The sequence below is a fragment of the Pirellulales bacterium genome, from assembly GCA_019694435.1.
Taxonomy (GTDB): domain Bacteria; phylum Planctomycetota; class Planctomycetia; order Pirellulales; family JAEUIK01; genus JAIBBZ01.
The window spans coordinates 48,038-60,432 of record JAIBBZ010000034.1; the positions used below are offsets into that span (position 1 = coordinate 48,038).

Below are 12,395 nucleotides of genomic sequence, written 5' to 3' on the forward strand. Positions count from 1 at the left end.
CGCGTCGCGCAGCTAGGCGGCTTTGCGTCGTTTCGAGCCCGCAGTGCCGCGAGCCGGCGCGCTGTCTGGATCGGCCAGGCGGCGGCGCAGCTCCGCTTGCAGGGCCGCCAGTTCGCCTTGCAGCCGCAACCGCTCGTCGGCCGTCGAGGCCTGGAGTTGTTCGAAGGCCGTCTCGCGGCGCGCCAGCTCGTCCTGCCGCGCGGTCAACCGCCCGGCAAGTTCTTGCAGCTCTTCGTGCCGCCGCTGGGCCCAGCGGTGCAATTCGTCGCGCTGTTGTTTGAGCCGAGCGAGTTCCTCGGCCAATTCGCGGCGTGCGGCTTCCATCTGACCGCGACGCTCGTCGAGCTGCTGGCCCAACAGTTGGAAGTGGTCGCCCAGTTGGCTGCGCAGCCGACCGATGGCAGGAGTCAGCACGGGGCCCGGCACGCGGGCCGTGATTTGCACCCAGAGCTCTTCGGTGACGAGCCGCATTTCCAGGGTTTCGCGGTGCACGACCTCGAGGTTGGCGCGCAATTGGTCGAGCGCCGACTGTCGTGCGTCTAGTTCGCTTTGCCGCTGCGTCAAGGCTTCCTGCTGCTGACGAAGCGCCGCCTGGTGTTGTTTACTGGCTGCATCGAGTCGGGCCAGAGCCTGCTGCTGTTCCGTTTGATGACTACGCAACACGCCGGCCAGGCGCTCGCGCTCGGCGGCCAGCAGTTCGCGTTCTTGCTGGAGCGAAGCTTCACTCTCGGCCAGCAGCTGCTCGCGCCGCGCCAGCCGCGACATTCGTTCGGGCGAATCCGCCACGGTCGCCACCGGCGCGGGAGAGGCCGCCTGCTGGTCGAGCACCGCGGCGCGCTGTTCCAGCTCGTGCCGTCGGGCGTCGAGTTGCTCGAATGCCAAACGCACCGTGCGCAGGCCTTCCAGGCGCCGGCGATCGAGCTGTTGCTGGACGCGAAGCTGCGTCGCCGCGAGCTCGTCGCGATCCGTGTCGAGTTGTCCGCGGGCCCGGCGCAACGCGGCTTCGCGCGCGGCGAGCTCTTCGGCCCGGGCCTGTACGCGGGCTTCGCGGCGGGCCAGTTCTTCGTCGCGGAGCGCCGTATCCCGGCGAACATCGGTCTGAATGCTGGTGACGTGTTTTTCGGCCGCCGTGACCTGCGACAACCGGTCGGCCAGATCGCGTTCGCGCCGTTCGAGTTCGGCCAGACGATCGTCGATTTCATGTTGCCGTTCGCCGAACCAGAGCCGCGCGTTGCGCGTGTCCTGGTCGAGCTGCGCGGTTTGCGCATGGACCAGCGCTTCGCGCCGGTCGAGCTCGGCCTGGCGGCGCTGCAGATGCGCGGCCAATTGCTGGGCCTGCAGCTCGAGCATTTCCAGATCGGCGGCCGCCGGGTGCACCTGCGCCAGCTCGCCGGGCGCGGCGGCAAACGAAGCGGGCGACGGCTCGGCGGCCGTCACGCGACCATCGCGCGGCAAGTGCGGGCCATCGACGCGGGTCTCCCCGCTGCCGAGGCGTTCGCCGCCGCGAAGCGATTCGCTGGTCTTGTCCGCCATGCCGTTGCAAGTCCCGGGGGGCCGGTGGCGAGCGAAACAATCGCTACGACCGGCAGAATTTACCCAGGTCACTAAATCGGCATTTGGCCGCACCGGATTAACTGGAAAAGCACTTGCGCTGGCCGCTGGCCTGGCTAGCGTCGCTACGACTGCACGCACAAAAGCACGGCGGCCGCGCCGGAGCCATCGCTCCGGCCGGCCGCCGGTGAGTTTCAGCTAATCGGCAACGGGCGTGAGTTCGACGACTCGCGCCCGTCGGCTCAACCCTTTGCTTCGTCAAGCAAGCTTTGCAGTTGCGACTTCGGACGCACGCCGACCAGCGTGCGGAAGGGCTGACCACCCTTGAACAACATCAGCGTAGGAATGCTCTGGACCTGATACTTCTCGGCGAAGCGAGGGCTGTCGTCGATGTTGATCTTGCCGATCTTCACGCCCGAGTTCTCCTTGGCGAGCTCTTCGATCATCGGCGCGATCTGACGGCAAGGCCCGCACCAAGGGGCCCAGAAATCGACCAACACGGGCACATCCGACGACAAGACTTCGCTCTCGAAGTTCGAGTCGGTGAATTCGGAAACATTGGCAGCCATTGGGCTCTTCTCCTGGGCCTGTCGGGCCCATGTGAAACAGTAAACTGGCAACGCGAGGGCGAAATCCCCAGATGCCTGTCGCCCTCGAAAGGTCCCGCGGATTTGTGCGGAATTATAGGTTCGGCGCGGGGGGTGTCAACGCGAGCTTCGCGGCAGGTTGCTATCGGGTAACGACTTGCGTCGTCGGCATTTTGCAACGGCGCAAACTGGACCCGCCACACTCGCACCAATTTGCATTCGCCTGGACCAGGCGCTAAGGTACGCCGATCGCTTGTCTGCAGGGGGGGGCCGAACGCCGGCGCACCCCCGATGCTGGTCCCGAAACGAGGAAGGTAGCTGCGCATGTCGCGAAGCTTTCGCGCGCTGGTCGTCACCCAGGACGAGAACAAGCAGGCCAACGCCGCCGTGTCGACGCTGACCGAAAACGATCTGCCGGCAGGCGATTGCGTCGTTCGGGTCGCCTGGTCGTCGCTCAACTACAAGGACGCCCTCGGGGCAACCGGCCACCCGGGAGTGGTACGTAGATTTCCCCATGTGCCGGGCATCGATGCCGCCGGGACGATCGAGTCGAGCACCAGCGACAAATTCCGCCCTGGGGACCGGATCGTCATCACCGGCTTTGAGCTGGGCGCTCCGGCCTGGGGTGGGTACAGCGAGCTGATTCGCGTGCCGGCGGGGTGGATCGTGCCCTTGCCGCCGGACCTCACGCTGCGAGAAAGCATGATCTTCGGCACCGCCGGCTTTACCGCGGCACAATCGGTCGAGGCGCTGCTGATGCGCGGCGTGCAGCCGGGCTCGGGCGAGGTGCTGGTGACCGGGGCCACCGGCGGCGTCGGCTCGCTGGCCGTGGCGATGCTCGCGCGGCTGGGCTTTCAAGTCGTGGCCGCAACGGGCAAGCCACAGTCCGAGGGGTATCTACGCGAGCTGGGCGCCGCTCGGATCGTCGGGCGCGACGAAGTGCTCGATACGAGCAACCGTCCATTGCTGTCGGCGCGCTGGGCCGGCGCGGTCGACACCGTCGGCGGCAACCTGTTGGCCAGCGTGCTGCGCGGCGTGAAGACGCACGGAGTGGTCACCTGCTGCGGACTGGTGGGTGGTACCGATTTGAATACCTCGGTCTATCCCTTCATCCTGCGAGGGATCGACCTGGTGGGCATCGACTCGGCCACCTGGCCCATCGAACGCCGCCCCGAGCTGTGGGCACGGATGGCCGGGCCGTGGCGCCCGGCGAATCTCGAGCGCCTGGTCGCCGGCGAAGTCACGCTCGAGGGCCTGGCCCCGGAAATCGCCAAGATCCTCGGCGGCGGCCAGCAAGGCCGCGTGCTGGTGCGCCTCTCGGGCGAATAGCTCAGTCGTACCCGAGTTCGCGAAGCTGCTCTTCGTCGAGCCCGAAGTGGTGGCCGACTTCGTGCAGAATCGTAATTCGAATCTGTTCGCGCAGGGCATCGTCGTTCGGCTCGTCGTCTTCTTCGGCCAGGCAAATGATGCCGTAGCGGTAAATGGAAATCGTTTCGGGCGCCCAACCGATCCGATCGCTACTTTGTTCGCCAAGCGGAATTCCCGTGTAGAGCCCGCACAGCTCGCTGGCGTCACGAATCCTCAGCTCGCGCAGGAGCTTGCGCGGAGGATAGTCGTCGACGACCAGCGGCACCGTCTCGAGCAGGTCCATGACGTCGCTCGGCAGGTCATCCAAGACCTGTTCGAGTAGCTCGTCGAAGCGGCGGCGAAGACGCGTGTCCATAACGGCAATTCAGTGCGTCGAACCAGCGTCCTGTTCATAGTCGCGCAACGCCTGGACCAGCGCGGGAATCGCCTTCTTGGCCGCAGGCCCGATTTGACCGATCGCGCCGGCCGCCGCACGGCGCACACCTTTGTCGCCGTCTTGCAGGGCCGCGATCAACGCATCGAGCGCCGGTTCCGCCTCGGGGCCCATCCGTGCGAGTGCCCTGACCGCTTCGGCGCGGACCAGGGGGTCGGGGTCGCGCAGCGCCTCGAGCAGCGCCGGAATCGCGGCCTCGCCAATGCGCCCCAACGCATCGGATGCGGCTTCATTCACGCCGCGTTCGGGCGGCGGCGCGCCCAAGCCCACCAACAACGGCCGCTGCGGGGGCGGCGGCAGCTCCGATCGCGCTGCCTCGATCTGCTCCTGGGTCGGTCCGGCGTCTTCGACCTCGCCCACGGTCGCCGCCGTCGCCGCCGTATTGGGCGTGGCTTCGCGGCTACCGCAGCCGCCCAACAGGGCGACGCCGAGCACGACGATGGTCACCTTGATCCACTGCATGGAAGACCTGGCAGGATGGTCCGACGGGGTTCGTCCGAGTCCGGTTGCACGCAACGTCGCGCATCATGCCGCATCGTGCGCCGGTGTGTCTACGCGACGTAACCCCGGGCCGGGGAGGAGAGCCCCCGCAAACGCCGGAGGCCCGTGTGAGGCGGTGCCTCCCGAATCGGGACCGAGCGTCGCCCGTTTGACGACATGGAACCGTCCCTGACCCCGAGGTGGCCGCGCCCAGCTCGCCACAAAACATCTCCGCAAGTCATTCACAAAAAACAACTTGGGACAAATCCATGTCCGTGCCGATCGGGCGGGCGCCAGCACTGGCATCATGCTTGCATTTTACCCCATCCGTACAGCTCGCCTGATGCGAACGCTCTGCCAGGCGAAGCCGACGAACGCCGAACAAGGGGGAAAGAGCCATGACCGACGTGATGACGCTGATGACGCTGGGAACCTCGATCCTGGTCACGCTGGCCGTGCTGGTCGCGGTCTGTCCAGAGCCGCGGACGATATAGCGGCGCACGAGGCGCGCTCACGGCTGCGGCGTCAGCTCGCGGCCTTCTTCGATCGCGTACAGCGATGTCTCGCCGCGCACCAGCAGGCGATTCCCGGCCAAGGCGGGCGTAGCCAGAAACACTTCCTCGTCGAGCACGTTCTCGTGCAGGACCTTGAATTCGGGCCCGGCGGCGACGACGAACGTGGTGCCAAACTCATTCAGGCAGTAAACCTTGCCCCCGGCTCCGACCGGCGAGGCCGTAAACGCGCGGCCGTTGGGCAACCGCTCACGATACCTTTCTTCGCCAGTGTTGGCATCGAAACAGGCCAACACGCCGCGATCAAGGCACGAGTAAGCATGACCTTGGTAGACCAAGGGCGTTGTGTTGTACGGCGCGCCTTGCTTCTGGCACCAGGCGATCGCTTCGCTCGAAGTTTCGTCGGCGCCGAGCGTGAGGTCGCCGCTGCCGCCGGGGCGCACGGCGCACAGCGGTTTGTTCTTGTCCATGACGTAGCCTGAGCCGACGTAGAGCAAGTCGCCCACGGCAAACGGGGTGCACACGGTGATGCTCGACATACCGCCGATTTGCCACAGTTCGGCGCCCTGCAAATCGTAGGACCGGACGGCCTTGCTGCCGGCGGTCACGATTTCGGTGCGCTGGTTGTTCTTCCAGACGAACGGCGTGGCCCAGTTGCTCTTCTCGTCGCGGGTCGTCTTCCAGATTTCCTTCCCCGTCGCGGCGTCGAGACATTGCAGGAACGATTCCTGCTCGTTGTCGTTGCAGACGTAGACGCGGTCTTCGTAGACGATCGGCGAGGCGCCGGTTCCCCAGCCCAAGCGCGTCTTGAGCGGTTCGAGCTTCTGCTCCCACAGCAGTTCGCCGTCGAGCGAGTAGCAAAACAGACCGACCTGGCCAAAGTAGATATACAACCGCTTGCCGTCGGTGGCCGCCGTTTCCGAAGCGTAGCTGTTCTTCTTGTGACGCGGCGCCGGCGGCGCGCCGGCATGCGCCGTCTTGTCCCACAGCAGCTTGCCTGTTTCCAGATCGACGCAAAACACCTTCCAGGTATGCTCCGTCTCGGCCGCTTCCTTTTGCTCGCCCCCGAAGTACAGCCCGCGCTGCGCGGGCACGTCTTCTCCGGCATTCACGACGCTGGTCAAGAAGACCTGGCCGTTCCAGACCACTGGCGACGACCAACCCCGGCCCGGTAGCGCCGTGCGCCAGGCGACATTCTTGGTCGAGGTCCATTCGTCGGGCACCGCCGTATCGGTCGCGGCCACGCCAGCCGCACCGGGGCCGCGAAATTGAGGCCAATTGTCGGCCGCTGCAACCCCGGTGCACACGCTCATGAACACCGCGGCCGCCAGCCCGATGCTCGACATCCAGCACGAAAAAAAGCTGCAGCGCATCGACAAAGCCTCGCAAGAAACGATCACGGCAAGCGGCGTGGACGAATGGCCGCCGACAACAGGGGCAATCTCCTAGGCGGATCGTAGGATTTCGCCCAGTGCCGGTCAAGAAACGCCCGAAGCGCTCACGGCAGGGCGTTGGGGCGGTTCTGCGGCGACCGCCTCCGGGGTGGGCGGCGCAACGTGCTGCGGCCGCCGCGCGAAGCACGTCAACAGCGCCGGCAGAATGATCAGGTCGCCGATCACGGCGCTGGAAATGGCCAGGCAACCAAGCGTACCGAACAATCGGCTAGTCGGCATGTCGCTCAGGCACACGCTCAAGAACCCGGTCAACAGCACAATGGTCGTCATGGCGATGGCTGTCCCTACGGCCATGAAGGCCCGTTCGATCGCTGCCCGCACGTCGCCGTCGACGGCCAATTCGCGCTGAAAGCGGTTGACGAAATGGATCGTGTCGTCGACCGCGATACCCAGGCAGATCGTGAAGGTAATCACGCTCGTCAATTGCAACGGCTGCCGGGCCGCGACCAGCATCGTCGCCGTGGCGAACATCGGAAACACGTTTGGCAGGATGCTGACCAACCCCAAGCGCCACGAGCGGAACAATGCCGTCATCAGCCCGAAGATCACCAAGGCCGCCAGGCCCGGGCTGTTCGTCAGGTCGGCAATCATCTGGTTGATGTTGCGGCTGGCCACAACGACGGTTCCCGTGAGTTGCAACTCGACTCCTGGATGGGCGCGCTGCAGTTTGGCCAGCTTGTCTTCGAGCCGGCGGAAAGTCGCCTCGTGCCGGCTGCTGCCGAGGTCTTGCAGATGCACGGTCATCAGGGCTTCGTGCAGGTCTTCGCGCAGGTACTGCTGCCGGATGTCCTGCGGCACGCTCTTCAGCAGCGGTACCCGCGCCGCCAGATCGCCTTCGGGTCCGGGCAAGGCCTCGAGCACGTTGCGGATCGACAACGGATAATGCACGCCTGGGTCCTGGCGCAAGAGCCGATCGACGTCGTCGAAGGCCCGCAGCACTTCTGGACTGGCAAGCGAGAGCTTGTCGTTCCAGCGGACAAGCACGAATGCCCGCAGTGTCCCGCCCAACGTGCGATCGCAGTGGACCAGCGCCTGGTACGATTCGCTCCACTTGGGAATGCTCTCGGTCAGCTTGTTGCTGGGCACGAGCCAGGTCGAAATCAATCCGAGCAGCGCCGTCAGGGCGATGCCCAGCGCGGCGACCGGTTTGGCATGCGCGGTGACCCAGCGAATCACGATCAGGCCACCGTGGGTGATCAGGTCGCTCTTTTCATAATCGGGCCCGCGCGACAGCGCTCCGGCAGGAGCGATACTGGCCAGCAATGGCACCAGCGAAAGCACTGCGCCAAACGCCATCACCGAACCCGCCGCGCACACGAGCCCGAAGTTGCGGATCACCTCGGCGCCGGCAATCGCCAACGAACCAAATCCCACGGCCGTCGTGAACGAGGTCAGGGCGCACGCCGGCAGCAGGTGCTCGATCGCCAGCCGCGCGGCATCGCGGTTCGAGCTGCCGCCGCGCACCGAATGCAGAATGTCGACCATCAAGTGCATCGAATCGGTGAACCCGACGATCATCACCATCGTCGGCAGCACGGTGTTGATCACGTTCACCTGGATGCCGAGCAGGCCCAACAGCCCCATCGTCCAGAACGACGCCAGGATGGGCGGCGCAGCGACGATCATCACCGGCCAGAGCTTGCGGAACAGCGCCGTCGCCATGGCGAACGAAATCGTCACGCCGATGGCCACGAACAACTTGCTGTCGCGACGAATGGAAGCAAAGATCTCATAGCGAATCGACGGCACCCCAGTCAGCCGGACCTGCGCCAGCTCGGCCGGAATCTGCGCCCGTTCGATCGCGCCGCGCACCGCGGCAATGCCCTGCTGCACTTCGCGGACGGTCAGCGATTGCCCCTTGAGACTGACCAGCAATAGCGTGGTCTGGCCGTCGTCGGCCAGTACCTGTCCGGCCAGCATCGGGTGGGCCAGCGCCTCGCCCCGGGCACGCTCGTAATCGGCCTGCGGCGCGTCGGGCCGGGGCAGCAGCGAGGTGGGCAGCAGTTCGCCGGGCCGTACCAGGACCACGTCGTCCATGCTGCGGACCGCGTCGACGACCGGCTGCGCTTTGAATTCGGCGATCAGCCGCCGCAGTGCGGCAATTCCCTCGGGCGTGAACAGCCGTGGCGACTCGACCACGACGACGCACTCCCGGTCGTCCGACCCGAAATCGTCGAACACGTCCTGCAGCAGGGCAAAATCGGCCTTTTCGGTGCGGAAGATATTGAGCGGCGAATCGTCAAACGACAGCCGCGACACGCCGACCACAGCGCAAGCGGTGACGCCCACGACCAGCAGGGCGAGCAACCAGCGAAACCGCAGATAGATGTCGGCCAGACCGCGAAGCTGCACGCCGGGACCTGGGGCTGAGGTCGGCCCTCGGCGCGGCATTCACGCGGCACGCGAGGCGCACGAAGACACCAGAGTCTAACGCTTGCCGCCCGGCGGCCGAAGGTGTGTGCGACAGCTTGCCGCGACCGGGCCGGCGGCTGCTAACCCGCGCCAAACAGTCGATCGACCTCGGCCGACCCCGGCGTCCGCCGCACGCCCAAGCCGAGCAGTTCGGCCATCAGGTCGCTCGTGGGACCCTGCGCCGGCTCGTCGTCCAGTCCCAAGATATGCCCCAGCTCGTGGTTGAGCACGGTCAGCAGGTCGTAGCGATCTGCGGCTGCTGCGTCGGACAGTGCCGCTCTGGCCCCGTCGAGCCAGGAGAATTCCTCGTCCTCGCCGGGCGTCGAATCGAGGAACCATCCGTGTCCGGCGCCGTCGTCGTCGAGCACGATTGCCCCATCCTCGACGAGGCCCAATTGGCCGCCGCCTAGGTTGCGCACCGACACGGCCACGGCCGACAGGCGAGCGGCCGCGGTCGGATCGAGGCCCGCCGCCAGCCAGGTACCAACCGCGCTGCCGATCAGAGCCTGCGCCTGCGCGGTCGAAAGCGTCGGTGTCCCCGGCATCGAAGCCAGCGGTGTCTCGGCGGCAAGCAGCGGATCAGCCCCGGGGCCGTCCCAATCGCCCATGATCGGCAGCCAGGCGGGAGACGCGACGATGCCGTACAGAAACGTGGCCGTGACGACCGGCGGCTGAACGTCGCTCGTCGGCAGATCATCCACGAGATAGAAGAGGCTCGTGGCCGGATCGTAAATGCCGATCGAGTCCTTGCCGTCGCGATCGAAATCGCCGCTCAGGCCGCGACCGTTCACGGGCGCCATGCTGACGCGGCGAAAGGTAGTCGCCGTGCCCGACTGTGGGTTCGCATCGTTGGTCAGCTCGAACCGCGAGGTGGTCCCGGTGCCGATGCGGGGATCGAACACACCGACCGTTTCGATCCCGTCGCCGTCCCAGTCGCCAACCACGGCCTGGTTGTCCTCGAGCCGCAGCGCACCGAGCAAGAACGTGACGTCGGCCACGCCGCTGGTGTTGGTGTTGCGGAGGAAGAAGCGGCCCAACGCGGGCGCGAACGCACCGATGGTCTGCACACCGTCGCCGTCCCAGTCGCCCACGATCGGAAACCAACCCGGCAAGCCGAAGTTCACCACCTTGTCGGCCACCGCCGTAGGCCCGGTGTTCGAATTGCGGAGGTAGAACAGCGCCCGGGCCGGATCGTACAGGCCGACGGTGCTGATGCCGTCGCCGTCGAAGTCGCCTTCGATGGGAATCCACTTGTCCGGCGACTGGTCGGCGAAACCCGGTCCGAAGCGGAACGAGATGTCGGCCACGCCCGTGGTGTTCGAATTGCGCAGGAAGAACAAGGCCGTGCTGGGCTCGTACATGCCCACAGTCTCGACGTTGTTGCGATAGTTGCGGGCGATGATGTCCTGCCGCTGGGCGGTGACGAAGGTGTCGTCCCAAACGATGGTGAATTCACCCGTGCCGTTCATGGCCACGGCCGGATTGTCCTGGTTGGCCGGCTCGCGCTGCGAGCCCGGCGGCAAGGTCAGCGACGGCAGGAAGGTCGGGTCGAGCAGGGCGGTCGTCCGGCCCGGCTGATCGGGCAGATCGAAGTCGAACAGGCGGTAGCGAGTATCGACGGTGCCGTTCGCGCCCGAGCTGATTTCGATGACGACAATGAACTGGCCCTGGTTGGCCATGCTCACTTCGTGTTCGTCGGTATTGCGCGAGGTCGAATCGTCGACAACGCGCCGCAGGTTGGGATCGAGCGGGTCGCCGTCCTGATCGAACCGCTTGTAGAAGATGTCGTTGTTGCCGGCTGTCGTGATCTGGCTCCAGGTAATCACCGCGCGGCCCGTGGCGTCCATGGCGACCGAACTGCGGTCCTGATTCAGATCGCGGATATCTTGATCGTCGGTGACGATAATCCCGCCGTGGCCGGTGATACTCGTGCCATCGCTGAAGCGGCGCAAGTCGCGGTAAATGTCGCGCTGGATGCCGGCGTCGTTGCGTGTCCAGGTGGCGGTGAACCGGTAGTTGGCAACCGTCGTCGATTTCGTCGCCGCCACGCGGGGCGCGTATTCGTCGTCCGTCGTGTCGGCCAAGTCGATCGGGTTTGTGTCGAGCGGCGTCGCGTTGGCACTGAAGCGACGGAATTGCACGTCGGTGCTTTCGCCGGTGTCCGTCGACCAAACCACGACGAACGCGCCGTTGGAGAACATCGCCACGTCGGGGTCGGCTTGCTCGAGCTCGTCTTCACCGTGCACGCGCACGCCCTCCGGGTCGATCGCGACGCCGTCGGCGTTGAAGCGGCGATACATGACGTCGAAGTCGCCGTTGACGTTCTCTTCCTCCCAGACGACGACAAACGAACCGTCGGCCGCCATCGACACGCGCGGGTCCTGCTCTTCGCGAATCGAGTCGGCGATGGCGAAATCGGTGCTCGTCTTGGGCACGCCGTTGGCGTCGTACACGCGTCCGAAGATATCGGTGTCCGTGAAGCTGTTCGGACTGTCAAACTCATGCTCCCAGACGACGACGAAGTCGCCGTTGATCGCGGCGTTCGTGCTCGTGGCCTTGGCGACCACCGGATCCTTCTGGTCTTTCAGAAGATCGGTCGTCGCCGGCTCGATCAAGCCGCCCGTGGGCACGGCGTTGAGCGTCAACTTCTGCTCGAGCGCCTCGAAGCCGCAAGCGGCGGTGGGGCGCAAGGTACGAAGACGAGACGGGGACGATCGGCGAGATCGACTCATAAAGATGTTCCGGGAGGCGGTCGGGGCGGACGATTACCCGTCCACGGAAAGCTGGTCCAAAGTGGGCGGAGCCATCCCAGCCGCTGCTTGCATTAAAAGCAGCCGGAATAACCGGCTCAAGTCGCGCGGCACAAGCCAGGCAGGACTGTTTCGTGGGCAAACGAAAGGGTGGTAGCGAGCCTATCGATTGGATCGGCGAATTTGTTTGCGTTCCTTGACCTACCCGGATAGGGTGAAAAAAGCTGCCAAATTGCCCCAGCTCGCCGTTCTGCCGCTGGGCTATCGCCGTTCCGGGTGATCCTCAGCGGCGCTCGATCAATTGTGGTAGCTGCGGAACCGAGTCACTCCCAGCATGCACGGCCGCCGCGCCTGGCGGTTGTCCATGCTCTCCAGGCCCTCGTTCAGGACAGCCGCCATGAAACGCGAATTCACGTTCATGTTTCGCGCAGGACTTTGCTCGCTGGCGCTCGTTGCCTTCGCCGGCTCGACGCTGGCCTGGCTGGCCGGCAGCAACTCCACAGCTCAGGCCCAAGTCGACGACAACCCCGATGACAATGAGGACGGCGGTAACAACGGCGGCGGAGGCGGGGGTGGCGGCGGAGGCGGGGGTGGTGGCGGAGGCGGTGGTGGCGGCGGCGGAGGGGGTGGCGGCGGTAGCGGTGGTGGAACCGGCGGCGGCACAGGTGGCAGCACCGGCGGCGTGACCTCCGGCGTCATCGTCTCGCAGAGTGCCGTGGGTGGTGTGGCGGTCGATGCGCAGGGCGTGTTGAGCAATGCCGTGTTCGATGCCTCGGGCGCTCTGGCCGCGGCGCGGAAGCGCGCGGCGCTGGCCGTCGAGGGCGACCTGGGCCGGTTTTCGCCGTTGC

10 protein-coding genes are annotated in these 12,395 nt (G+C 65.9%); 3 read left to right on the forward strand and 7 right to left on the reverse strand.

From position 1 onward, the window contains the following. Nucleotides 1-12: 12 nt before the first annotated feature. Both K1X74_19585 and trxA read right to left on the reverse strand, forming a co-directional pair. Nucleotides 13-1,533: a hypothetical protein gene (locus K1X74_19585; GenBank protein ID MBX7168549.1), complete on the reverse strand. Its 1,521-nt coding sequence runs from the start codon at nt 1,531-1,533 to the stop codon at nt 13-15. Nucleotides 1,534-1,793: 260 nt separating this feature from the next. Then, the gene (gene trxA / locus K1X74_19590; GenBank protein ID MBX7168550.1) at nt 1,794-2,120 is read right to left on the reverse strand and encodes a thioredoxin; all 327 of its coding nucleotides are present in this window, start codon (nt 2,118-2,120) and stop codon (nt 1,794-1,796) included. Nucleotides 2,121-2,462: 342 nt separating this feature from the next. Between trxA and K1X74_19595 the strand changes: the two genes are divergently transcribed. Continuing rightward, on the forward strand, nt 2,463-3,467 hold the full coding sequence (locus K1X74_19595) for a YhdH/YhfP family quinone oxidoreductase (GenBank protein ID MBX7168551.1): 1,005 nt from the start codon (nt 2,463-2,465) through the stop codon (nt 3,465-3,467). A 1-nt stretch (nt 3,468) separates the two neighbouring features. Here K1X74_19595 and K1X74_19600 read toward each other — a convergent pair whose 3' ends face one another. From K1X74_19600 to K1X74_19610, 3 genes are all read right to left on the reverse strand, one after another. Next, entirely contained in the window at nt 3,469-3,861 is a 393-nt protein-coding gene (locus K1X74_19600; protein ID MBX7168552.1) for a metallopeptidase family protein, read from the reverse strand. 9 nt (nt 3,862-3,870) lie between these two features. Further along, complete coding sequence (locus K1X74_19605) at nt 3,871-4,401, reverse strand: HEAT repeat domain-containing protein (protein MBX7168553.1); 531 nt, start codon at nt 4,399-4,401, stop codon at nt 3,871-3,873. A gap of 529 nt (nt 4,402-4,930) precedes the next feature. Next, nucleotides 4,931-6,277, reverse strand: coding sequence for a PQQ-binding-like beta-propeller repeat protein (locus tag K1X74_19610; GenBank protein MBX7168554.1), 1,347 nt, complete (start codon nt 6,275-6,277; stop codon nt 4,931-4,933). Between K1X74_19610 and K1X74_19615 the strand changes: the two genes are divergently transcribed. Continuing rightward, nucleotides 6,243-6,380: a hypothetical protein gene (locus K1X74_19615; GenBank protein MBX7168555.1), complete on the forward strand. Its 138-nt coding sequence runs from the start codon at nt 6,243-6,245 to the stop codon at nt 6,378-6,380. The genes K1X74_19610 and K1X74_19615 overlap by 35 nt on opposite strands. A 29-nt stretch (nt 6,381-6,409) precedes the next feature. Here the strand turns inward: K1X74_19615 and K1X74_19620 are convergent, their stop codons facing one another. After that, a complete protein-coding gene (locus tag K1X74_19620; protein ID MBX7168556.1) occupies nt 6,410-8,737 on the reverse strand; it encodes an MMPL family transporter in 2,328 nt (775 codons plus the stop codon). Nucleotides 8,738-8,877: 140 nt separating this feature from the next. Continuing rightward, on the reverse strand, nt 8,878-11,529 hold the full coding sequence (locus K1X74_19625) for a hypothetical protein (GenBank protein MBX7168557.1): 2,652 nt from the start codon (nt 11,527-11,529) through the stop codon (nt 8,878-8,880). Nucleotides 11,530-11,944: 415 nt separating this feature from the next. Between K1X74_19625 and K1X74_19630 the strand changes: the two genes are divergently transcribed. After that, nucleotides 11,945-12,395 (forward strand): hypothetical protein (locus K1X74_19630; GenBank protein ID MBX7168558.1); only part of this gene is annotated, 451 nt, incomplete at its 3' end.

Coding starts and splice junctions, on each gene's coding strand:
- K1X74_19610 (MBX7168554.1), bottom strand. CDS start 6,277: ATGTCGAGCATCGGGCTGGCGGCCGCGGTGTTCATGAGCGTGTGCACC.
- K1X74_19595 (MBX7168551.1), top strand. CDS start 2,463: ATGTCGCGAAGCTTTCGCGCGCTGGTCGTCACCCAGGACGAGAACAAG.
- K1X74_19615 (MBX7168555.1), top strand. CDS start 6,243: ATGAACACCGCGGCCGCCAGCCCGATGCTCGACATCCAGCACGAAAAA.
- K1X74_19625 (MBX7168557.1), bottom strand. CDS start 11,529: ATGAGTCGATCTCGCCGATCGTCCCCGTCTCGTCTTCGTACCTTGCGC.
- K1X74_19600 (MBX7168552.1), bottom strand. CDS start 3,861: ATGGACACGCGTCTTCGCCGCCGCTTCGACGAGCTACTCGAACAGGTC.
- K1X74_19605 (MBX7168553.1), bottom strand. CDS start 4,401: ATGCAGTGGATCAAGGTGACCATCGTCGTGCTCGGCGTCGCCCTGTTG.
- trxA (MBX7168550.1), bottom strand. CDS start 2,120: ATGGCTGCCAATGTTTCCGAATTCACCGACTCGAACTTCGAGAGCGAA.
- K1X74_19585 (MBX7168549.1), bottom strand. CDS start 1,533: ATGGCGGACAAGACCAGCGAATCGCTTCGCGGCGGCGAACGCCTCGGC.